Source organism: Bradyrhizobium sp. CCBAU 51753, from assembly GCF_015291565.1.
In the GTDB taxonomy this organism is placed as follows: domain Bacteria; phylum Pseudomonadota; class Alphaproteobacteria; order Rhizobiales; family Xanthobacteraceae; genus Bradyrhizobium; species Bradyrhizobium ivorense.
In genome coordinates, this window is the sequence record NZ_CP030037.1 from 1718660 (window position 1) to 1740499 (window position 21840).

23 protein-coding genes and 1 tRNA gene are annotated in these 21840 nt (G+C 64.5%); 19 read left to right on the forward strand and 5 right to left on the reverse strand.

Annotated elements, in window-relative coordinates:
• Window positions 1-149: 149 nt before the first annotated feature.
• The 5 genes from XH93_RS07940 to XH93_RS07960 all read left to right on the forward strand — a co-directional run bounded on the left by XH93_RS07940 (window position 150) and on the right by XH93_RS07960 (window position 3742).
• Window positions 150-530, forward strand: coding sequence for a thiol-disulfide oxidoreductase DCC family protein (locus XH93_RS07940; protein ID WP_194475029.1), 381 nt, complete (start codon window positions 150-152; stop codon window positions 528-530).
• A 183-nt stretch (window positions 531-713) separates the two neighbouring features.
• Complete coding sequence (locus tag XH93_RS07945; protein WP_194473070.1) at window positions 714-1124, forward strand: ester cyclase; 411 nt, start codon at window positions 714-716, stop codon at window positions 1122-1124.
• Window positions 1125-1205: 81 nt separating this feature from the next.
• The gene (locus XH93_RS07950; RefSeq protein WP_194473071.1) at window positions 1206-1841 is read left to right on the forward strand and encodes a hypothetical protein; all 636 of its coding nucleotides are present in this window, start codon (window positions 1206-1208) and stop codon (window positions 1839-1841) included.
• A gap of 82 nt (window positions 1842-1923) precedes the next feature.
• Window positions 1924-2730, forward strand: coding sequence for a lytic murein transglycosylase (locus XH93_RS07955; RefSeq protein ID WP_194473072.1), 807 nt, complete (start codon window positions 1924-1926; stop codon window positions 2728-2730).
• A gap of 166 nt (window positions 2731-2896) precedes the next feature.
• A complete protein-coding gene (locus XH93_RS07960; protein WP_194473073.1) occupies window positions 2897-3742 on the forward strand; it encodes an FRG domain-containing protein in 846 nt (281 codons plus the stop codon).
• A gap of 160 nt (window positions 3743-3902) precedes the next feature.
• Here the strand turns inward: XH93_RS07960 and XH93_RS07965 are convergent, their stop codons facing one another.
• Window positions 3903-4772 carry an SDR family oxidoreductase gene (locus XH93_RS07965; protein WP_194473074.1) on the reverse strand — a complete coding sequence of 290 codons (870 nt, stop codon included), beginning with the start codon at window positions 4770-4772 and terminating at the stop codon, window positions 3903-3905.
• Between the two features lie 165 nt (window positions 4773-4937).
• On the opposite strand from XH93_RS07965, the gene XH93_RS07970 reads away from it, so the two are divergent.
• From XH93_RS07970 to XH93_RS08000, 7 genes are all read left to right on the forward strand, one after another.
• Window positions 4938-5336 carry a response regulator gene (locus tag XH93_RS07970; protein WP_194473075.1) on the forward strand — a complete coding sequence of 133 codons (399 nt, stop codon included), beginning with the start codon at window positions 4938-4940 and terminating at the stop codon, window positions 5334-5336.
• A 77-nt stretch (window positions 5337-5413) separates the two neighbouring features.
• Window positions 5414-5611 carry a hypothetical protein gene (locus XH93_RS07975; RefSeq protein WP_194473076.1) on the forward strand — a complete coding sequence of 66 codons (198 nt, stop codon included), beginning with the start codon at window positions 5414-5416 and terminating at the stop codon, window positions 5609-5611.
• Window positions 5608-6219 carry a LysE family translocator gene (locus XH93_RS07980; RefSeq protein WP_139859110.1) on the forward strand — a complete coding sequence of 204 codons (612 nt, stop codon included), beginning with the start codon at window positions 5608-5610 and terminating at the stop codon, window positions 6217-6219. Before XH93_RS07975 ends, XH93_RS07980 begins: the two co-directional genes overlap by 4 nt.
• 620 nt (window positions 6220-6839) lie before the next feature.
• Complete coding sequence (locus XH93_RS07985) at window positions 6840-8060, forward strand: GGDEF domain-containing protein (protein ID WP_194473077.1); 1221 nt, start codon at window positions 6840-6842, stop codon at window positions 8058-8060.
• A 92-nt stretch (window positions 8061-8152) separates the two neighbouring features.
• Window positions 8153-8773 (forward strand): peptidoglycan recognition family protein, encoded by a 621-nt coding sequence (locus XH93_RS07990; RefSeq protein ID WP_194473078.1) that lies wholly within the window; start codon window positions 8153-8155, stop codon window positions 8771-8773.
• Window positions 8774-8864: 91 nt separating this feature from the next.
• Window positions 8865-9368, forward strand: coding sequence for a hypothetical protein (locus XH93_RS07995; RefSeq protein WP_246799508.1), 504 nt, complete (start codon window positions 8865-8867; stop codon window positions 9366-9368).
• 469 nt (window positions 9369-9837) lie between these two features.
• Entirely contained in the window at window positions 9838-10695 is an 858-nt protein-coding gene (locus tag XH93_RS08000) for a L,D-transpeptidase (protein ID WP_194473079.1), read from the forward strand.
• Window positions 10696-10756: 61 nt separating this feature from the next.
• Here the strand turns inward: XH93_RS08000 and rpoH are convergent, their stop codons facing one another.
• A complete protein-coding gene (rpoH, locus tag XH93_RS08005; protein ID WP_139481257.1) occupies window positions 10757-11653 on the reverse strand; it encodes an RNA polymerase sigma factor RpoH in 897 nt (298 codons plus the stop codon).
• Window positions 11654-11869: 216 nt separating this feature from the next.
• Complete coding sequence (locus XH93_RS08010; protein ID WP_194475031.1) at window positions 11870-12850, reverse strand: RluA family pseudouridine synthase; 981 nt, start codon at window positions 12848-12850, stop codon at window positions 11870-11872.
• A gap of 47 nt (window positions 12851-12897) precedes the next feature.
• Here XH93_RS08010 and XH93_RS08015 point away from each other — a divergent pair, with 47 nt between their 5' ends.
• From XH93_RS08015 to XH93_RS08025, 3 genes are all read left to right on the forward strand, one after another.
• Window positions 12898-13233 carry a hypothetical protein gene (locus XH93_RS08015; protein ID WP_139481256.1) on the forward strand — a complete coding sequence of 112 codons (336 nt, stop codon included), beginning with the start codon at window positions 12898-12900 and terminating at the stop codon, window positions 13231-13233.
• A gap of 125 nt (window positions 13234-13358) precedes the next feature.
• Window positions 13359-14003: a ubiquinol-cytochrome c reductase iron-sulfur subunit gene (locus XH93_RS08020; RefSeq protein ID WP_194473080.1), complete on the forward strand. Its 645-nt coding sequence runs from the start codon at window positions 13359-13361 to the stop codon at window positions 14001-14003.
• Between the two features lie 144 nt (window positions 14004-14147).
• On the forward strand, window positions 14148-15878 hold the full coding sequence (locus tag XH93_RS08025; protein WP_194473081.1) for a methanol/ethanol family PQQ-dependent dehydrogenase: 1731 nt from the start codon (window positions 14148-14150) through the stop codon (window positions 15876-15878).
• A 275-nt stretch (window positions 15879-16153) separates the two neighbouring features.
• On the opposite strand, the gene XH93_RS08030 is transcribed toward XH93_RS08025, so the two are convergent.
• Both XH93_RS08030 and XH93_RS08035 read right to left on the reverse strand, forming a co-directional pair.
• The gene (locus XH93_RS08030) at window positions 16154-18469 is read right to left on the reverse strand and encodes a molybdopterin cofactor-binding domain-containing protein (RefSeq protein WP_194473082.1); all 2316 of its coding nucleotides are present in this window, start codon (window positions 18467-18469) and stop codon (window positions 16154-16156) included.
• A gap of 1 nt (window position 18470) precedes the next feature.
• Window positions 18471-18923, reverse strand: coding sequence for a (2Fe-2S)-binding protein (locus XH93_RS08035; protein ID WP_139859101.1), 453 nt, complete (start codon window positions 18921-18923; stop codon window positions 18471-18473).
• Window positions 18924-19479: 556 nt separating this feature from the next.
• On the opposite strand from XH93_RS08035, the gene XH93_RS08040 reads away from it, so the two are divergent.
• The 4 genes from XH93_RS08040 (at window position 19480) to XH93_RS08055 (ending at window position 21700) form a co-directional block, all read left to right on the forward strand.
• A tRNA-Glu gene (locus tag XH93_RS08040) sits at window positions 19480-19554 on the forward strand.
• Window positions 19555-19944: 390 nt separating this feature from the next.
• Window positions 19945-20127, forward strand: a complete 183-nt coding sequence (locus XH93_RS42890) for a helix-turn-helix domain-containing protein (protein ID WP_194475032.1) — start codon at window positions 19945-19947, stop codon at window positions 20125-20127.
• Window positions 20128-20490: 363 nt separating this feature from the next.
• Complete coding sequence (locus XH93_RS08050) at window positions 20491-20817, forward strand: hypothetical protein (protein WP_194473083.1); 327 nt, start codon at window positions 20491-20493, stop codon at window positions 20815-20817.
• Complete coding sequence (locus XH93_RS08055) at window positions 20786-21700, forward strand: hypothetical protein (RefSeq protein WP_210340452.1); 915 nt, start codon at window positions 20786-20788, stop codon at window positions 21698-21700. Before XH93_RS08050 ends, XH93_RS08055 begins: the two co-directional genes overlap by 32 nt.
• The last annotated feature ends 140 nt before the right edge of the window (window positions 21701-21840 follow it).

Here is a 21840-nt window from a genome sequence, read left to right on the forward strand (position 1 = left end):
TCCGCGAGTGCGGTGTGCGTGGAGATATACCCCTCACCCGAGCGCATTCCTGGCTGATGCCGGTGCTGCCCTCTCCCACAAGGGGAGAGGGCACATTAATTGCCGCCGTCTCGACGCAGCACGCGCAGGCGGCTACGCTGCCGCACACCATGGCCGATCCGCATTTGACCGTATGGTACAACACGCGCTGCCCGGTCTGCGACGCCGGCATCGACTGGCAGCGCAGCAAGCTGGTCGCCGCGGTGCGCGCCGGGCGGATCGCCTTCAAGGACATCAATGAGACGCCCGATGCGCTGGCGCAGTTCGGCGCCTCGCTCGACGACGTCCGCCGCCGCTTGCATGCCACCGACCAGGACGGCCGCCTGATCGTCGGCGCCGATGTCGCGATCGCGATCTGGCGCCTGACCGCGGGCGAGGGCTGGCTGGCGGCGGTGTTCGGCAACCGGGTGATGCTGCCGCTGACCCGGTTCGGCTATGACCGGTTCGCCGATCTGCTGTTTGCCTGGAATAAGCGCAACGGCCGCTGGTGAGCAGGCCGGCGCGCGGAAGCTCCAGCGATTTCCCGGCAGCCGGCTTTCGCAACGCAGCCGAAACGAAAAGCCGGACGAAAGCCGAGCGATTTTCTGACCATCGTCACTTGCGCGGCTACCGCCGATTCGCGTATGAGGCGAATCCTGCCATCTCTGCAACTTTCCTCTTGGGACGCCACCCCGATGTCCAGTGTCACCCTCGACGCCAACAAGGCGCTCGTGCTCGCGCATTATGATGCCGTCATCAACCGCCACGATCCCGATGCGATCCGCGCGCACTTGGCACCGGGCTTCTTCGACCACGCCGCGGGCAAGAGGATGGGCGCCGACGAGGTGATCGCGCATTCGGCGGCGCTGCACGAGGCCTTCGCCGACCTGTCGGCGGTGGCCGAATGTCTGGTGGCGGAACGCGACATCGTCGCCGGCCGCCTCGTCTGGCGCGGCCGGCACCGCAGCCCCTGGCGCGGTATCCCGCCGACCGGCCGCCACGTCGAATTCCGCGGCATGACGTTCTGGCGGATCAGGGAGGGGCGCATCACCGAGCGCTGGGCCGAGATCGATTTTGCCGGACTGGAGCGGCTGCTGAGGGATTGAGCGAAATCTGCACAACACGGTCTCGCTGTCACCGCGATCCGCCGCCATCGTCCGCGGAGTGTATCAGCTCGGGGAAGCGGAATGGATCCCGCGTCTGAGGACAAGGGGGCGGCCTTAGCCGATCGAAATGACAGGTTCAGCATTTCCTATTTCATATGGGTCCTGCTGATCGGACTGCTTTTTGCGTTCGGCTCCGATCTCGATCGCATCTTCAATCTTTGGCTGATGCTGGTGCCGATAACTTTCTTGCCCGCGCTCGTCGTGGCCGCGTTCTGGCTCGCCGCCCTGATCCGCAATCTTTGGCTGAAGCGATGGAAGCGCGTGACCTCAATCGTCGTGGCGCCGATTGCGGTTTGTCTCATCTTCGCAAGCGCGCGAATGGCGGGCATCAGCCCGGAATTCTTGCGCTTTGCAATCTGGAAGAGCCATTACATCGAGCAGGTCGAAAAGCTTCCACGGACGGGCGAGCCGCGACTGGCGACGTTCGATTGGGGGCAAACCGGCGGGGCAGGCGTTGCAAACTTCATCTACACCCTGGTTTTTGACGAATCCGATGAAATCGCCCGCGCGCCAGAACAGCGATCCAGGGCATGGCAGGATCGGATGAACCGGCGCTGTCCAGGCATCGCCCCGTGTTCGCCGTCGGACCCAGCGGGATTCTTGATCGCTGTCCGGAAGCTCGACGGCCATTTCTACCTCGTGACCACAGGTTGGTGAGGAGAGCCGATCGCCCGGACGATTTTGACGCGCGTGATTTTACCGGGCATGATTGCTTGTCACGAAGCGGGGATTTTTTTGCATGCTCAGGAGTCGTTTGGCGGTCTTCATCGGCGCCTTGTTGTTCGTTTCCCCCTCCTACGCCGCCCGCTGTGGCGGCAATTTCAATACCTTCATTCAGTCGTTCTCGCAGGAAGCCGCTGCGGCCGGCATCTCGCAGAATGTGATCTCGTCGGCGCTCGGCGGGGTGCAGCAGGATGGCGGGGTGCTCGCGTTTGACCGGCGGCAGCGCTACACCTTCAACAAGACGTTTGAGCAGTATGTCGCGACCCGGGTCGGGCCGGGGCGCATCAATGGCGGGCGGGCGATGCTGCAGCGGCATGCGGCGCTGCTGTCGAGGATCGAGCAGCAATACGCTGTGCCGCGCCAGATCCTGGTTGCGATCTGGGGGCTGGAGACCGATTTCGGCAAGGGCGACATGGGCAAGCTGCCGGTGTTCCGCGTGCTCGCGACGCTGGCGCATGATTGCCGCCGCACCGAGCTGTTCCAGGGCGAGCTGCTCGCGGCGCTCAAGATCGTGCAGCGCGGCGACCTCGCGCTCAACGACATGATCGGCGCCTATGCCGGCGAGATCGGCCAGACGCAATTTTTGCCGTCGTCCTACATCAAGTATGGCGTCGATTTCGACGGCAACGGCCATGTCGATCTGCGCCACTCGGTGGCCGACGTGCTGGCCTCGACCGCGAACCTGCTCCACACCAACGGCTTCAAGATGGGCGCGCCCTACGGCGAGGGCACCGCGAATTTCGAGGCGATGCGCGAGTGGAACAGGGCGGTGATCTATCGCAAGACCATCGGCTACTTTGCCGATCAGCTGGTGGGGCGGTGACGGCGGGATTTCACCTCCGTCGTCATGGCGAGCCAACGGGTCGCGCGAACGCGCGCCCGATGACAGGCTCCGCGAAGCAATCCATCTCTCGGCATATGCGGAGCGATGGATTGCTTCGTCGCTTCGCTCCTCGCAATGACGAGTTGAGAGTGCAGAGTGTCCCGGCATGGAAACCATCGGCAGCCAAAAGACCTGGTCGTTCTTCGATCACCGCGGCTGCCAGGTCGCGAAGAACTCGGCGGTGCGGCAGGGGGCGGGCCATCGTGTCGGGTCCTATGTCGAGCTCGCGACCAAGATCGCCGAGCTGCAGTTTCGCAACCGCGACCATGTGCTGCTGTTTCGCGGCCAGGGCACCGACCACCGCAACGTCAAGGGCAACTCGTCGCTGAAGCCGTCGCTGTTCCGCGGCGGGCGCGGCAATCCGGATCGCGTGACCTTGGTCGAGCGGTTCGAGCGGCTCAAGCGCGCCGAGCAGATATTGATCGCGGAGTATGCGAAAGAAAAGCTGCTCGGCGTCGATCGGCTGAAACGGCATCACCTGCTGCGTTGGTCGATCCTGCAGCACTACGAGGTCTGTTCTACTCCGCTGCTCGATGTCACCCATTCGGTCCGGATCGCAGCTTCGTTTGCCTCACTGGCCGAGACCGATACCGCCTTCCTCTACGTGCTCGGTGTCCCGAACTTGAGCGGCGCGAACACCGCGAGCGCCGAGGCAGGTTTGCAGATTGTTCGCCTGTCCTCCGTCTGCCCGCCATCGGCGGTGCGGCCGCACCTGCAGGAGGGCTATCTGCTCGGCGAATACCCCGATATGACCGGCTACGAGCGTAAGGAAAATTACTATCCCTACGAAATGGATTTCGGCCGCCGCTTGGTGGCAAAGTTCTCGTTCAAGCCGGCCTCGTTCTGGAAGAACGACGACTTTCCGCGGGTGGCGCGCAGCGCGCTCTATCCGTCGGAGAAGAGCGATCCGGTCTATCGCCTCGCGCTCGGCGTGAAGAAGCGGCTGGGGTGAGGGCGGCCGCCATTCCGGGGAGATGCCTCGATGTGAGGTGATTGCGTCCCGTCATCCTGAGGCGCTCGCCTCTTCGGCGAGCCTCGAAGGATGCACGGCCCGGCTGGTGGCCGTCGATCCTTCGAGACGCGCGCAAGAGCGCGCTCCTCAGGATGACGGATCACGAGGACTTCGCCGCCGCGTCGCGCGCCAGCCGGCGTGCCGCGGTCTTCTCCATCTGGCGCTGCATCACCTTCCAGTAGGTGGCGGGGAGGAAGCGTTGCAAGAGGTCCATGATGCGGGCGTCCTTGCCGATCAGGATGCGCGGCTCGTTGCTCTCGATGCCGGCGATGATGCGCTGCGCCGCGGCGGCTGGCGCGGTCCGCGCCAGCGCGTCGAACCGTTCGATCGATTCGGCGCGGCGGGCGTTGTCGGTGACGCCGACCCCGGTGCGGGAATTGCGCGCGATGTTGGTGGCGATGCCGCCGGGATGCACCACCGACAGGCGGACCGGGCTATTCGCCACCGCAAGCTCGTGGCGCAGGCTTTCGGAAAAACCGCGCACCGCGAATTTCGCTGCGCAATAGGCGCTCTGGCCGGGCGGGGCGAGGATGCCGAAGATCGAGGAGATGTTGACGATGTGGGCCTCGCGCTGCCGCAAAAGCTGCGGCAGGAAGGCGCGCGTGCCATGCACCACGCCCCAGAAATTGATGTTGAACAGCCACTCCATCTGCGCCTGGTCGATCTCGTCGAACTGGCCGAGCAAAGCGACGCCGGCATTGTTGATGACGATGTTGAGCGCGGGATGGGCGGCGCCGGCGGCCTCCGCGAACGCGGCGATCTGATGCGGCTCGCTGACATCGACGCGATGCACGGAGACCTTGCGCTGGCCGGCTTTCGCAATGTCGGCGGCCACCGCCTGCAGGCCGGCCTCGTCGCGGTCGGCGAGCGCGACGTCGCAGCCGCGCGCGGCGAGCTCAAGCGCGAGCGCCCGGCCGATGCCGCTGGCGGCTCCGGTCACGGCGGCGGCGGATCCACGGATGGTGGTCATGCTGGGTCAAACTCCCTCGAACAATTTTGTTTCTGAAAATGCTGATCGGGAACACAAGCCTGTCGTTTTTCTCAAATTGGAACCGAACCATCCAGCGATTTTATGCATTGACGTCAGGATACGTACTCGAACCAAAAGCACTCAAGCCAAGGGAGGCACCGCCATATGGGACAATCAACGCCCTATCGTGCGAAGGCCCTGGTAGTCGAGGACGACCCGATGCAGCGCGAAATGCTTGAGCTGCTGCTGGAAGAAAGCGAGTTCGAGGTCATCGCCTGTGAGAGCGCGGAAGCCGCCGAGCTGGTGCTGCAGGGCAGCGGCGACGATGTCGCGCTGATGATGACGGATGTCGAGCTGGCCGGACACATGACCGGGGTCGAGCTCGCTCATGTCGCGAAGAAGTACAATCCCGATGTCGACGTCATCGTCACCTCGGGCAAGCCGCTGCGGCAATCGCTTCCGGCCGGCGCGATGTTCTGGGCCAAGCCCTGGGCGCCGCTGGACGTGATCCGGGTCGCCGAGATGAAGGCCTCGGCGCTCGAGGACGCGCGCCGGCCGTCATAACGAAGACGTAGCGGGGCGGATGGCAGAATGCCGCCCCGCGCTTCCGCCGCGGCGGAGGGCGTGATATTGGCGGGCCGATGTCCCGCCCCTGGTCGACCATCGGACTGGTCTGGCTTGTCCTGTCGCTCTTTCTGGCGATCGCGGCGCCTGCCGCGGCGGCAGAGGCGAACGTCCATTTCCCCTCGCTGGACGGCGCGACCGACCTAGTCGGCCATCTCACCCGTCCCAAACCGATTCCACCTGACTTCATCCCGCTTGAAAGAGCACCCGCATGACCTGGTCCTTCCTCCTCACCACGCTGATCGTGGTCGCGTCCCCGGGCACCGGCGTGCTCTACACCCTGGCGGTGGCGCTGACGCGGGGCTCGCGGGCCAGCGTGGCGGCGGCGTTCGGCTGCACGCTCGGGATCGTGCCGCAGATGATCGCGGCGATGCTCGGGCTGGCCGCCATCCTGCACACCAGCGCGCTGGCGTTTGCGGTGCTGAAATGGGGCGGCGTGGTCTATCTGCTCTACATGTCCTGGCAGGCGCTGCGCGAGCGCGGCGCGCTTTCGGTCGACACCGAGCTCAGGCCGCGCTCGAACGGCCGGGTGATCGTCACCGCGATCCTGATCAACCTGCTCAATCCGAAGCTGTCGATCTTCTTCCTGGCCTTCCTGCCGCAGTTTATCGCGGCCGACGAGGCCCATCCGCTGACGCGGATGGTCGAGCTCAGCGGCGTCTTCATGGCGATGACTTTTGTGGTGTTCGCGGTCTATGGCGTGTTCGCCGCCTCGGTGCGCGACCGCGTCATCACCCGGCCGCAGGTGATGGCCTGGCTCAGGCGGAGCTTTGCCGCGGGCTTTGCCCTGCTCGGCGCCAAGCTCGCCTTCGCCGAGCGCTGACCGGGGTTCGAAACGGGCAATAAAAAAGCAGGCCTTGCGCCTGCTGCCTTGACGTCATCGCGACCGATGATCCCGATCGGGTGCCCGGGCAGGGCGAAGCCGCTACCCGGGCGAGAAACGGTCTACTTCTTGGCCTTGGCCTTTTTCTTGGTGGCCTTCTTCGCCTTCTTCGCCTTCTTCGCTTTCTTAGCCATAGTATCCTCTCAAGGTTTCATGGATTGAACGCGACTCCGAGGCATGCTTGGCGGAGGGCCAGCCTCGCAACATCCTCGATATCAAACTCAGCAGATTCGGCGGCGGCTGCCGTGGGCTGTCACGACGCCGTCATCACGTTATCCACAACTGTTATGCGTTTTCGGCAGGTTTTCGCCTTGTTGTTGCTGCCGCCGGCCAGCCGGTCGCCGCCAGCGTCATGCTTAACGTTGCGCAAACGGCAGGCGGCGCTTCTTCATCAAATCAAAACCACGGCGCGGATTGGCCGGCGGCGGGTGACGGACCATTAAGCGGCGCGGCCGCATCCTGCACGCAAGACAACGGGGATTGTCGTCGGAGGAAGCCCGGGGGCGGGCGGTTCGATCCACAGGGAAGGCGGGATCCAAAGCGGTCTCGGACAAACGGCGATGTTGAGCGTTCCGACGCTTTGGACGGTGTTCGTCATCAACTTTCTCGCGCTCGGCCTGATCTGGGCCTATGTGATGCAGAGCTATCCGGCTTTGGGCGCGGCGCGGTTCTGGACTGCGTCGGCGTTCGTCGCGGCCGCCGGCGCAGCCTGCGCCATGTTCCGCGTGGTGATGACGGATTCGCTGTTGCCGCTGCTGGCGGCCGGGACGCTGATGGTATTCGCTGCCTGCCTCGCCGCGATGGGCATCGAGCGGTTTTACGGCAAGCCTGTGACCTGGCGCCGCACCGCGCTGACCACGGCGCTGACTTTCGCCGGTCTTGCCGTCTTCATCTTCGCCTATGACAGCATGCGGCTGCGCATTCTGGTCTACACCGTCGGGCAGGTCACGCCGTTCGCCTTGACGCTGAGACTGCTGCTGTCGCCCGAGAACGGCCGCGTCAGCCCCGGTGCCCGGCTTGCCGGCATCGTCGCCTGCGCGCTGATCGCGATCTATGCGCTGCGCCTCGTCGGCGCGCTGCTGCAGCCCGGCGAGTTCTCCTTCGTCCGCTTCAACGCCGGCCAGTCGTTCGCCATCCTGCTGATGGTGTTCCTGGCGATGGCGCTGAACTTCGGCTTCCTGCTGATGGCGATCGACCGGCTGCGCAACGAGGTCGCCGACCTCGCGCTGCTCGACGACCTCACCGGCGTCGGCAACCGCCGCCACCTGCTGCAGCGGCTGACCGAGGAGTGCGCGCGCTCCGACCGCAGCGGTGATCCGTTCGCGCTGCTGGTGATCGACCTCGACGGCTTCAAGGGCATCAACGACACCCATGGCCATGCCGCCGGCGACGCCTGCCTGCAGCATTTCACCCTGATGGCGCAGACCCGGCTGCGGCCGGGCGACATGCTGGCCCGCTCTGGCGGCGACGAGTTCTGCATCGTGCTGCCGTCCTCGACCTTGCGCGAGGGCGCGATGATCGCTCGCCGCGTGGTCGAGGTGTGCCGTGCCGACGCCGCGCAGTGCACTGGCAAGGACATCCCGATCGCGGTCTCGATCGGGGTGGCGCAATGGACCCGCGAGATCGGCATGCATCCGGAGCGGCTGATCGCGGCCGCCGACCACGCGCTCTACGACGCCAAGAAAGGCGGCAAGAACGGCTTTGCGGCCTACGAGCCGGGCCCGGCGCCGTCGCCCGAGGTGCTCGAGCTCTTGGAGGCGGCCCTGCGCAAGCGCGCTTGAGCGTGCTAGAGCATGATCCGGAAAAGTGCGAAGCGGTTTTCCGAAAAGATCATGCTCAAACGGAGAGCAAAAGGCGACACGGACCCCCTTGTATGATGCTCCGCCTGCTTGCCGCCTGTCTTACGCTCGCACTGTCCTGCACCGCGCGCGCCGAAACGCTCGGCCTCGCGGCGCTCGCGCGCGCGCAGGGTACGCCCGAGATTCCCGGGCTGAAGATGGTCTGGCTGTCGCCGTGGGGCGACGTCGCCAAATCCCATCCGTGGCGCAACATCATCGTGCACCAGACCGAGGGCCCGGCCGGCTCGGCCCGCCTCGGCGCCCATGAGCAGCACAACAACCCGACCCGGCGCGGCGTCATGGTCTGGGTCGAGACCGACGGCACGGTCTATTGGGCGGTCACCGAGGACCTCGTCCCGACCCATGGTGACGGCGCCAACCGCAACGACAACAAGTACATCGACAACCGCGCGACCTATCGCCAGGTGGTCGGCAGCAATTCGATCGGCGTCGAGTTCGCCGGCAATTATCCCGATGTCACGAAGGGACCGACCGACGCGCAGATCGCCGCCTGGCGGGTGCTGATAAAACTGCTGCGCACGCGTTACAAAATCCCGCTCGACCGCGTCTACGCGCACAACTGGATCGACTTCAAGGACGCCCGCTATTGCGAAGGCTGCGCGCTGGCGACGATGGCGCGGGAGTGGGGCGAGTAGGCTCTGTTGCTCGAAGCCGATACCTTAGGCTTGTATCGTGGCGCCGCCTGCGGTTTCCTCGTCCAGCACATGGTGTAGGTGAGGGGTGATCATGGAAATTGGTCTGCGTGGTGGGCCGCCGGCCTTCGGCATCGGAGCCGTCCTGAAGCGCCACGCGAAAGCGCTGGCGGTGGGGCTGGTGGCCCCGGCGCTGTGCGCCTCGCTGCTGATTGCGCTGGAGCCGCCGAGCAAGCCGTTCCTCGACAGGAACAGTTTTCTGCTGTCCTCGGCCGGCTTCCGCGTCCAGGTCGCCAACGATGCCGCCGGCAAGAAGGCGCTCGACGCACTGCCGCCGCATCGCTTCGTGATCCACCGCAACGGCGGCGACGTGCGCTATCTCTACGCCGAACCGCAGCACTGCGTCTGCATCTTCATCGGCACAGCGGCCAACTACCAGGATTACCGCGACATCGTGGGCCGCTCGATCACGCAGCCCGACGACGTCGCGCCCGACTACAAGACCCAGGCCAGCGCGCTGCTCTACGGCGATCCCTACGACTGGGACAGCCTCCACCAGCCCGACAGCATGGCCGAGTATCTGCGGACCTATTATTGATCGCGCGGACCGAGAGCATTTTTGGTCGGGCGGGTTTCGGGTCATCTCTCCTCGACACTCGATGTGTTGCACCGCGCTTCAACCCGTCATCCTGAGGAGCGCGCTCTTGCGCGCGTCTCGAAGGATGCACGGCCCGGATTCAGCCGCGCGGCCAGAGCCGGGCCGTCGACCCTTCGAGACGCGCCTTCGCGCTCTTCAGGGTGACGGTGATAGGATTTAGCGCGCATAGTCGGGAAGAGGTGAACCTCCGACGCCGCTCCGGCTCGCCCTCGTCTCATCGCGCGCGACAACAAAACGCCGGCGTCGCCGCCGGCTTTTCTGTCTGTCGGCCCCACTCATCCCGCAACCGAACAAGAGCTCGCTCGCGTTAACGACGCTCGACGATTTCCGGCCTGAGCGAAATCGCTTCTAGGCTTGTTAAAATTTGCTGGGTACCTGTTCCACGCAAGGGATCAGGGGAAGACAAGATATGGCCAAGCGGGCCAAACGTGCAAAGACCGAGCCGCTCGCGATACCGGTGGCCGGAAGAATAGCAATTGGCACCGTCGCCGCTGCCGCGTTGGGCTACGGCTTGCTGTCACGCCCGGCGAACGTTCAACCGATACCAAGGCCGTCCACGCATCAGGTTGCGGCACCATCGGCGCCAACGCGCGTACCGACTCCAGTACCATCTCCAGTTCGTGCGGCAGCGCCGGCGCCAATCCCGGTCCCGACGCCTCCGGTCGAAACACCAAAAGCCGTCGACGCAAAAGCCGCTGATGCTCCTGGTAGACTTGTTCGCCAGGTGGTCGACTACGTCAGCCACCAGACGCCGGGCACCGTCGTCATCGATACCGGAAGCACATTCCTCTATCTCGTGCTGAACGACCACCAAGCGATGCGTTACGGCATCGGTGTCGGCCGCGAAGGCTTCACATGGTCCGGTGAACAGACCGTGGCGCGCAAGACGGAATGGCCGGATTGGCGTCCGCCTGCGGAGATGATTTCACGCCAGCCTTATCTGCCGCGGTTCATGGCCGGCGGTCCCGGCAATCCGCTCGGCGCGCGGGCGATGTATCTGGGCGAGACCGAGTACAGAATTCACGGCACCAACAAGCCCGATACGATCGGCAAGCGGGTGTCGTCCGGCTGCATCCGGCTGACCAATGAGGACGTCGTCGACCTCTATGAGCGGGTGAAGGTCGGCGCGAAAGTGATCGTGCTGCCGCCGCCCGCGGCCAATCGGCCGTCCCGGGACGCGCCGCCCGACGCCGCCTTCCGGTCACCGGATCCGGCACCGCCGTCAAACCGGCCCTCGGCAACCAACGCGCAAATGCAAGCATCGTAGACAACAAAAAAGCCGGCGTTGCCGCCGGCTTTCGTGTCTGTTGTTGGCTTGGTTGCCGCGCTTAGTGCGCGGCTTCCAGAGCGGCTTCCTGCCGGGCGATGGTGCCCTTGACCGCCGACTGCACCTTCTCGAAGGCGCGGACCTCGATCTGCCGCACGCGCTCGCGCGACACGCCGAACTCGGCGGCGAGGTCTTCCAGGGTCATCGGCTCATCGGCCAGGCGCCGCGCCTCGAAGATGCGGCGTTCGCGCGGGTTGAGCACGCCGATCGCGCCGTTGAGGGCCTGCCGGCGATGATCGAACTCCTCGCTCTCGGCCATCATGGCTTCGGCGTTGGGCGAGTTGTCGACCAGCCAGTCCTGCCATTCGCCGGCTTCGCCGTCGTCGCGGATCGGGGCGTTGAGCGACGCGTCACCGCCGAGGCGGCGGTTCATGTCGACCACGTCCTGATCGGTCACGCCGAGACGCTTGGCGATCAGCTTGACCTGGTCGGGGTGCAGATCACCCTCTTCCAGGGCCGAAATCTTGCTCTTCGCCTTGCGCAGGTTGAAGAACAGCTTCTTCTGGTTCGCGGTGGTGCCCATCTTCACGAGCGACCAGGAACGCAGAATGTACTCTTGTATCGACGCCTTGATCCACCACATGGCGTAGGTGGCGAGACGGAAGCCCTTCTCGGGCTCGAATCGCTTGACCGCCTGCATCAGGCCGACGTTGCCCTCCGAGACGACCTCGGAGATCGGCAGACCGTAGCCGCGATAGCCCATGGCGATCTTGGCCACGAGCCTGAGGTGGCTGGTGACGAGTTTATGCGCCGCGTCGCGATCGTCATGCTCGCGCCAACGCTTGGCGAGCATGTACTCCTGCTGGGGCTCCAGCATGGGGAACTTGCGGATCTCGGCGAGGTAACGGGAAAGACCGGATTCTCCGTTGAGGACCGGTAACGTAGCTGTACGGGCCATTCGTGCGCCCTCCAGTGGTTCAGGCCCCCGATAGCGGCGGGCCCGGCAGGCGGCCGCTGTGTTAAAGCCGGCCGTGCTGCGATGTTCCGCGTTGGATATTCAACGCAGGTGCAACATACACCAAACTGTCCGTGATAGGGAAGGATTGCTGACGTCACGTCCCCGTGTGCCAGCTATAACCTGCTGTCATACCTCAGCTTTTCCGGAGGGGGTGCGTCATACCGCCGCCGCCAGGGCCTTTTGCAGGAGAAGCAAATCCTCCGGCAAAGCCGCCTCCCAGTGCAAAAGTTCCCCGGTCCGGGGGTGCTCCAGAGCCAGCAGATAGGCGTGCAGGGCCTGCCGGCCGAGCGCGGTGAGTGATTCTTTACCTACCGCGCTGAGCTGTCCGGCCTTGGTCTTGAAGTGCGCGCCATAGACGCTGTCGCCGAGCAGGGGGTGACCGATATGCGCGAGGTGGACGCGGATCTGATGCGTCCGCCCGGTCTCGAGCTGGCAGGCGAGCAGCGAGGCGATCGGCTTGCCGTCGCGGCCGGCAAAGGTCTGCTGCACCTCGTAATGGGTGATGGCCTCGCGGCCGCCCTGGCGCACCGCCATCTTCTCGCGTGCATGCGGGTGGCGGTCGATCGGCGCGTCGATCGTGCCATGGGGCCGGTTCGGCACGCCCCAGGCGAACGCCATGTAGCCGCGCTGCATCGCGCCGGTGCGGCCGTGGTCGGCGAACTGGGCGGTCAGCGACTGGTGAGCATGGTCGTTCTTGGCGACCACCATCAGCCCCGTGGTGTCCTTGTCGAGCCGGTGCACGATGCCCGGTCGCTTCACCCCGCCGATGCCGGACAGGCTGGAGCCGCAATGGGCGATCAGCGCGTTGACCAGCGTTCCGGTGGCGTGGCCGGCCGCCGGGTGCACGACGAGGCCCTTCGGCTTGTCGATGACGATGATGTCGTCGTCCTCGAACACGATGTCGAGCGCGATGTCTTCCCCTTGGGGTTCGGCCGGCGCCGCCTCCGGCACGTCGATTATGATCGTATCGCCCTTGGCGACATGATAAGCGGGGTCGCGGACGGCGGCGTCCTTGACGGTCACGGAACCGGCGAGGATCAGCGCTTTCAGCCGGGACCGCGACAGCTCGGGAGTGCGCTGCGCCAGCACGCGGTCGAGCCGCACCGAGCCCTCGTCGCCCGCGACGATGACCTCCAGCTTCCGACCGCCATTGGTAGAGACCTGTTGCAAAGAAGAGCCTTGTGATGACCGACACCGCCGTGACCGAACCGACCCCCGAGCAGGCCGCGCTGATCGCGCGGGTGCGGCGCATGATGCTGATCGCGGGCCTGACCTCGGCACTGGCCGTCGCCGTGGTGCTGATCGCCGTGGGCTACCGCCTTTATCGCGGCGAGGGAAGCCCCGTTTCGGTCACCGACGTCAGCGCAGCGCTGCCGAAAGGCGCCCGCATCGTCTCGACCGGCACAGCCGGCGAACGGCTGGTCGTGACCCTCGATATCGGCGGTGCCACCGAAATCCGCACATTTGATGCAAAGACGCTGAAACCTGCCGGCAGGCTGACCTTCGTCACCGAGCCCTGATCGAAGCAATCGCGAATTCGCAGCGGAGATCAACCAAAAGCTGCAAAGTATTTTTTGCACTTGCGTTCGCGCATTGAGATGCGCGCCGCCATCTTTTCGGCCGAGTTGCACGTTCAGCTTGCGCCATGTCGGAGTCCAATCCCAGCGCTTCCGTCAATCAGATCGGTCAATCCGAACCGACGTCGTCGTGCGCTGATCCGACGCGCCGCGCGCTGCTGACGGCATTGGCCGGATGCGCCTGTCTCGCCGCGATCGAGCCCGCCGCCGCCGATGACGAACAGCCCGGCGCCAGTGAGCGACCGCAAAAAGCCGACGTGCTGGTGCGCGCCGAAGGCGACAAGGCCGGTGAAGTCATCACGGCGGACGATCTGACGCTCGGCGGGCCGCCGCTGCGTGCCTGGCCGAAGGATCCGAAAACCTCGGTTGTCCGCAAGGGCTCGCGGCTGAACGAGGTCGTGCTGGTCAAGCTCGACCCCAACGAACTGGACGAGACCACGCGCGCCCGCGCTCCTGACGGCATCGTCTGCTACTCCGTGATCTGCTCACACGCCGGATGCCCGATCACCGCTTGGGTGAAGGAAGAGCAGGGCGACAAGAACGTCCTCAAATGCATGTGTCACAACTCCGAATTCGATCCGCGGCAGAATGCGCAGGTGGTGTTCGGGCCGGCGCCGCGTCGCATCGCGGCGCTGCCGCTCTCGGTCGCCGACGGCGCGATCTCGGTCGCAGCGCCATTCGTCGGAAAGGTAGGTGCTCAACAGGGAGGATGAGGCCGCATCGGGATTTCTGCATGACCTAGAGCATGATCCGGATCCGGAGGACCGCGTTAGCGCAAAGTGTGAAGCGGTTTTCCGAAAGAGATCATGCTCAAAATAAATCTGAAAAAATATAACAGAGCAGGGAGGTAGCATCTCATGACAAGGAAGCACTTGTTGTTGTCGGGCTGTGTCGCGTTCACATGCCTGGTCTCGTCCTACGCCGTCGCCGGCCCGATCGAAAACTACAGTCCGGTGACGTCGGCGCGTCTCGAAAATCCGGAACCCGCCAACTGGATGCTCTATCGGCGGACCTATGACGGACACGGTTTCAGTCCGCTCGACCAGATCAACACCTCCAACGTCAAGGACCTCAAGCCGGCCTGGACCTTCTCCACCGGCGTGATCGAGGGCCACGAGGCGCCGCCGATCGTCAACAACGGCGTGATGTTCGTCGCGACCCCGATGGGGCAGGTGATCGCGCTCAACGCCAAGACCGGCGAGGAATACTGGCGCTACAAGCGGCAGCTTCCCGACGATCTGTTCCAGCTGCATCCGACCAGCCGCGGCGTCGGCCTGTGGGACGACAAGGTCTATCTCGCCACCACCGACGATCACGTCGTGGCGCTGGACGCCAAGACCGGCAAGGTGGCCTGGGACACCAAGGTGCAGGATTACAAGAAGGGTCAGTACATGACCCTGATGCCGCTGTTGGTCGACGGCAAGGTGATCGTCGGCGGCTCCGGCGGCGAGTTCGGCGTGCGCGGCTATGTCGTCGCCTATGACGCCAAGAACGGCAAGGAACTGTGGCGCACCTTCACCATCCCGGCCCCGGGCGAGCCGGGCAGCGAGACCTGGCAGGGCGACGACTGGAAGACCGGCGGTGGATCGGCCTGGATGACCGGCAATTACGACAAGGACACCAAGACGATCTATTGGGGCGTCGGCAACGCGGCGCCGTGGCCGGGGTCGGGACATCCCGGTGACAACCTCTACACCAGCGCGGTGCTGGCGCTCGATCCCGACACCGGCAAGATCAAGAACCACTTCCAGTATCACCAGAACGACAGCTGGGACTGGGACGAGGTCGATGCGCCGATGCTGATCGACCTGCAGCGCGACGGCCGCTCGTTCAAGAGTCTGGTGCATCCGGGACGCGACGCGATCTTCTGGGTGCTGGAGCGCAAGGCCGACAAGATCAACTATGTCGCCGGCTGGCCGTTCGTGAAGACCAACGTCTGGAAGGGCATCGAGGCCGAGACCGGCCGGCCGATCGTCGATCCCGAGCATAAGCCGGTGCTCGGCAAGCGGGTCGAGTTCTGCCCGTCGCTATGGGGCGGCAAGGACTGGCCGTCGGCGGCCTACAGCCCGAACACCAAGCTGGTCTACGTTCCCGCCAATGAAAACTTCTGCGGCGGCTTCACCGGCGAGAAGACGCCGCTGGTTCCCGGCCAGCTCTGGCTCGGCACCAAGCCGGAGGACATCGGGCTGACGCCGGGGCCGAACGCCGATCATTTCGGCGAGCTGCAGGCGTGGGATCCGGCCACCGGCAAGAAGGTCTGGCAGCACGACTTCAAGACCTCGCAGCTGTTCGGCTCGGTCACCGCGACCGCCGGCGACCTGGTACTGGCCGGCGGCACCAACGACCGCGCCTTCCGCATCTTCAACGCCAAGACCGGCGAGCTCTTGTGGGAGCAGAAGACCAACTCCGGCATCATGGCGATGCCGATGTCCTATGAGGTCGACGGCACGCAATACATCGCAATCCAGTCGGGTTGGGGTGTCGACGCGCAGCGCATCCAGGACGCGCTCGCCGGCAAGGTTGCGGGCTTCGAGAACAACGTGCCGCAAGGCGGCGTGATCTGGGTGTTCGCGCTTAATAAGAAGTAGCAAGAAACTAGAAGCTGCGAACCGCGGTCAGGGGGCGATGCGATCGGGAAGCGGCGGAGGGGGGAGCTCCGCCGCTTCCTGGTCCGCGTTTTGTTGTCCCCCGTCATTGCGAGCGAAGCGAAGCAATCCATCGCTCCGCATACGCTGCGGCATGGATTGCTTCGCTGCGCTCGCAATGACGGCGTGCATGGTTCAACAATCCCGCCCTTCGAAAAAAAGACGCCCGCGAGCAAGTCGCGGGCGTCCGGTCTGTTGCGTCTGGCGCTTCGCCGTGGTCACGCCTCCAGCTGCTTGCCGATCGGCAGCGCGCGGATGCGCTTGCCGGTGGCGGCGAAGATCGCGTTGATCAGCGCCGGTGCGAACGGCGGCACGCCGGGCTCGCCGACGCCGCTCGGCGGTGTGCCGGGGGCGGGCGGCACGATGTAGACGTTGGTGATCGCAGGCGACTCGTCCATCCGGATCACCGGGAAGTCGTCAAAGTTGCTCTGCTGCACCTTGCCGTCCTTGAAGGTGATCTCGCCGTATTTGGCGAGACTCAGCCCCATGATCGCGGCGCCCTCGATCTGCGAGTGGATGCGCTCCGGGTTGACATAGGTGCCGCAATCGATCGCGGTGTCGACCCGCGGCACCGTCAGCTTGCCCTTGTCGTCCACCTGCACCTCGACGATGGTCGCGATGTAGCTGACGAAGGAGCGGTGCACGGCGATGCCGAGGCCGTGGCCCTTCGGCACCTTGCGGCCCCACTCGCCCTTGTCGGCGACCAGCTCGACCACCTTGCGCAGCCGGGCGGTGTCGATCGGGTAGCTGTCATAGGGCTCGCCGTAGTTCCAGGGATCCTTCACCGAGGACAGGTTGACGATCCGCGGACTGCCGATCAATTCGAGCAGCATGTCCTTGGGGTCGCGGCCCGTCGCCTGCGCGATCTCCGCGACCATCGACTGCACCGCGAAGGCGCGCGGGATGTTCGACACCGAGCGGAACCAGCCGATCCGTGTGAACGCCGCCGCTTCCGGATTCTCGCACTGCAGGTTGGCGATCTCGAACGGGTTGTCGATCAGGCCCATGCCGAGCTCGAACGGCGCCTCGTGATTGGCGCCGGCCGCAAAGGTCGAGGCGATGGTCGGCGCCACGCTGCGGTGCCGCCACGCGATCACCTTGCCGCTCTTGTCGAGGCCGGCCTCGATGCGTTCCACCGAGACCGTGTGCAGGAAGTCGTGATGCACGTCGTCATCACGGGTCCACTGCACCTTGACCGGCACGCCGAGCTCCTTCGACAGCAGCGCCGCCTCGATCGCGAAGTCGCACTTCGACTTGCGGCCGAAACCGCCGCCGAGCAGCGTCACGTTGACGGTGACATTGCCCTCGGGAATGCCGAGCGTCTTCGCGACGTCCTCGCGGGTGCCGCCGGGGCTCTGCACCGGCGCCCAGATTTCCGCCTTGTCGCCCTTGACGTCGGCCACTGCGACCGGCGGCTCCATGCTGACATGGGCGAGATGCGGCAGATAGTACTCGCCGGTGATGACCTTGTCGGCGCCCTTCAGCGCGGCCTCGACATCGCCCTCCTTGCGGACCACGAGGCCGGGTTTTCGCGCCGCTTCCTCGAGCGAGGCGCGATACGCGACCGAGTCGTACTTGGCGTTGGCGCCGTCGTCCCAGACGATTTTCAGCGCATCGCGGCCCTTGATCGCCGCACCGGTGTTGTGCGCGATCACGGCCACGCCGCCGAGCGGCTGGAATTTCGACGGCCACGGCCAGCCCTTGACCTCCATCACCTTCTCGACGCCGGGCACCTTCTTCGCGGCGCTGTCGTCGAACGACTTCAGCTTGCCGCCGGTCACCGGCGGCCGCGCGATCACGGCATATTTCATGCCGGGCAGGCGGATATCGGCGCCGTAATGCGCCTTGCCGGTGGTGATGTCGTGCAGGTCGACGATCGAGACCTCGCCCTTGCCGAGATAGCGAAAGTCCTTCGGGTCCTTCAGCTTGAGGCTGTCGATCGCGGGCACCGGCTCCTTGGCGGCATCGGCGGCGAGATCGCCGAAGCCGGCGCGGCGTCCGCTCGCGGAGTGCACGACCTCGTGGTTCTGCGCCTTCACCTCGCTGGCCGGCACGCCCCATTTCTTGGCCGCGGCCGCCTCCAGCATCGCGCGCGCCGAGGCGCCGATCTGGCGCATCGGGATCAGATAGTGCCGCGTGCTGCGCGAGCCGTCGGTGTCCTGGTTGCCGAACTTGGCCTCGTCGCCATGCGCTTGCTGAACATGGACGCGTTTCCAGTCGGCCTCCATCTCCTCGGCGACGATCAAGGGCAGGCTGGTGCGGACGCCGGTTCCCATCTCGGCGCGGTGCGCCAGAATGGTGACGATGCCGTCGGGCGCGATCGCGACGAACACGCGCGGGTCGACCACGACGCCATGCGGCATCTTGCCGGCGCCGGTCTCATAGGCAAACGCGGTGCGCGACATCACGGGGGCAGCGAGCACGAAGGAGCCGGCGATGCCGAGGCCCTTCAGCATGCTGCGGCGCGACACGTTCTCGACCCTCACATGCTTCTCGAAGCCGCGAAGCTTTCCGGGATTGGTGATGATGTTCATGTCACACCCCCGTCGATGCGAGATGCACGGCATTCTCGATCCGCTGGTAGCAGCCGCAGCGGCAGATGTTGCCGGACATGGCTTCGCGGATCTGGTCGTGGCTGGGCTTGGGGTTTTCGTTAAGCAGCGCCGCGGCCTGCATGATCTGGCCGGCCTGGCAATAGCCGCATTGCGGAACATTGACCTGGCGCCAGGCCTTCTGCACCGGATGATCGCCGGTCGGATGCAGCCCCTCGATGGTTACGACCTCGCGGCCGACCACGTCGGACACCGAGGTGATGCAGGCGCGCACCGCCTCCTTGTCGACGATCACGGTGCAGGCGCCGCACAGCGCCTGGCCGCAGCCGTATTTGGTGCCGGTCAGGCCGGCCTCGTCGCGGAGATACCAGAGCAGCGAAAGATCCGGGTCGCCGTCCCAATTCTGTTCCTGGCCGTTGATTTTTAGTTTGATCATGGTCTGTCCTCGCTCTGCTTAAGCCTTTGACCGGGAGCGGTGCAGGCGATGGAACGTCTTCCCTTGCCGGCGGCCGCCTTGATGTTTGTTTTGCCAAGATGTTGGATAAGCTGTTGGTTAAGCCAAATTGCCGTGCGTGCGCCTGGGGCGTGCGCTGTGTTCCAAGCACTCCTCTCGCTTCTCGGGCGCCCCGCCGGGCGCAGCATGGTGAATGGCTGCAATGCTATCAGAGGCTGGCGCCGAGTGACTTCACAGGCAGGTGTTTTGCATTTGCGGTTTGGCAAAAGCGGGGCCGTGCACGACAGCGGCGTGACATCTTAAGGTGGGACATGCTGCTGCAGGCGAGGCGGGGCCGCGTCTCGTCGGACACCCGTCATACCCCGATGCCAATGCCGCATCTGCGGGCATCGCGCCGCGCTGAAACCGCAAATCCGGAGCTCCGGCGCAAGATTCCGCCCCCTGGGGCCCGTAAAAGGCTGCGTGACAAAATCCCCGCCGCAATGCACAAGCCATCTTGCGGCAGGCCGATTTCAAGGCTATTGCCTTGCCTCTCAACGCTCCCTTCGTCTAGCGGTTAGGACGCGGCCCTCTCAAGGCTGAAACAGGGGTTCGATTCCCCTAGGGAGCGCCAGCAATCTCAGGCACTTAGGTAGCCTTCAGCCGAATTCGTTGAATAATGGTTGAATAAGACGCCGGTGAACAGCGGCGAAACCTTGGGGAATTTTGCTGCCGACATTAGCAGCCTAGCCTCATCGCGATGCACTCCCTGGGGCTGAAGCATTCGCGAAAAAATTCCCGTCGCACCTGCCGTATCCAGAAATATTCAAACCGTCGCTGACGTGCGCTGTCGTACGCCAGCGCCCTCGGACGTGCGCATTGACGCTGCTCGTCACACACCCAACTCTTGTATCAAGCTTTGTGCGAATGGGAGGGCTAAGTGAGATACAATCGACGTGAGAAAACCAGCGGACAACAATCACAAGCCAGTCTAGCCGCTACGAAGGCCGCAGAACCGAGCACGATGCCATTCGCCCAGCGGCTTACCTGCACGATTGACGATGCATGCGAAGTGACCGGCTTGGGCCGCACGAAGCTTTACGAGTTGATAGGAGCTGGGCGAGTCGTCACGACAACGATCGGACGTCGGCGACTAGTAGTGGTGCGCTCACTTCTCGCGCTCCTTGACTCCAACATGTCGAGCTAATGGACGTGCGACTTGGGGGCAACCCACTTTTGTCTGCGGGATGTGGATGGTCGTGGCTTAGAAATCGGACCGTGATGCAAAACGCCAGATATCGTGACAAACAGCGTCGGCAAATCCTCAAGCTCATAACCTGAAGGTCATAGGTTCAAATCCTATCCCTGAACATACCCCCGGACTCGGCACTCGAAGTCCGTTTTGGGGCGATCAGAAGGGACAAGAACCCAGTTGCCGTTCGGTCGAGCGGTTGGCCGACTGGGCCAGGCCGACGAAAGCCGGCCGCCATTGTCCGACCCGCAAGATTGGACCATTGTTGGTCTCGTCGAGCCGGCTTATGAGCCGCCTCGGCGTCGGGGAGTATGACCGGTGAGCAGGTTATCGGAGACGCCATTCGGCGAGGAGTGGCTGGCAAACTTTAGCGAGGAGTCGGAACGCCTCGCCGCAGCTGCTCTCATCGATGAAGTATTGCTCGTGAGCCGGAATGCATTCGTCCGTGGGCTTAGATCGTTGGTCGAGACCATTCTGCGCGATCGCGAAGACACCGATAGGCCGATCGCATTGTTTTCCGAAAGAGCGGTCGCCAAAGCCAACGGAAAAGTACTGCCGCTCTTCCCGAACACCGAGAGGGGAAGGGCAATCGGACCGGGCGTTGCTCCGATAGTTGTGGATCCCGCAGACCAGGGTTGGAAGTGAAGGTCTCGTCGGAAACTTCATCACGGATTTGGCGCGCCACTACGACGGCGAGGTCGTCTCGCATCCGGGGCCGGATCGCATGCGGCGCGATAGGGTCCGCAATATCGTCATCGTCACGGACTTCATAGGATCGGGAAAGCGGGTATGGGAAATGCTCGAGGCGTTCCGAGCGGTCGCTACCCTTCGCAGCTGGCAGTCCTACCATCTCGTGACGTTCAACGTCGTGGCGTACTGTGCCACGGAGGACGGACTCCGCCAGGTGCGATCGAGCCGCCTGAAGCCGCAGGTGTCGACCATCGCCGGTTCTCCGAATCTCTGGAACATCTTTTCGGGCGCGCGATTGCAGAGCGTCATCCAGCTTTGCCGCCGTTACCCTGCAGGTCACCGGCATCCCTTGGGATTCATGTGGGGCGGAGCTCTGGTGGCGTTCGCCCATGGCATGCCCAACAATGCGCCTCCGATCCTCCATAGCAGGACCAGGGGATGGACGCCGCTGTTCCGAAAACGCAGCACGGTTGGAGCCGCGATGCGCTTTCCGACGACCGCTATGGAGACCATCGCCGATCGCGCGACGAGACTTCTGCAAATCAAGAACGCGAATGAATATCTGGCCGATCCAACGGGCAAGCGATGGATTACAACTTTGATGGTGCTGGCCACGATTAAGGCGGGAGCCAGATCTCCGCCCGACATCTCCGTCCAATCGGGCTTGCCCCTCTCGCAGGTCGACGAGATTTTAGGGTATACGCGAATCGCGAGATGGACATCGCGTAACAACGGACTTACCCCGCTCGGACGGCAGGAGCTTGCGCATCTGCATCGACGCCGGCGCCGCGCACCGGAGCTTCCCAAAGTGAATTCGCCGTTCTACTATCCAACATAGCTGAGGGCCCGGTGAGGGCGTCTAGGAATGCGCCGCGAGAGCGGCGACGGGCTCCTCGGGGGCCTGGGGCAGGGGATTTCCCATGTCCGCAAAGCGGAGCGTTATCTTCGCGCTGCGCGTTACTACGAGACACGCCTGGC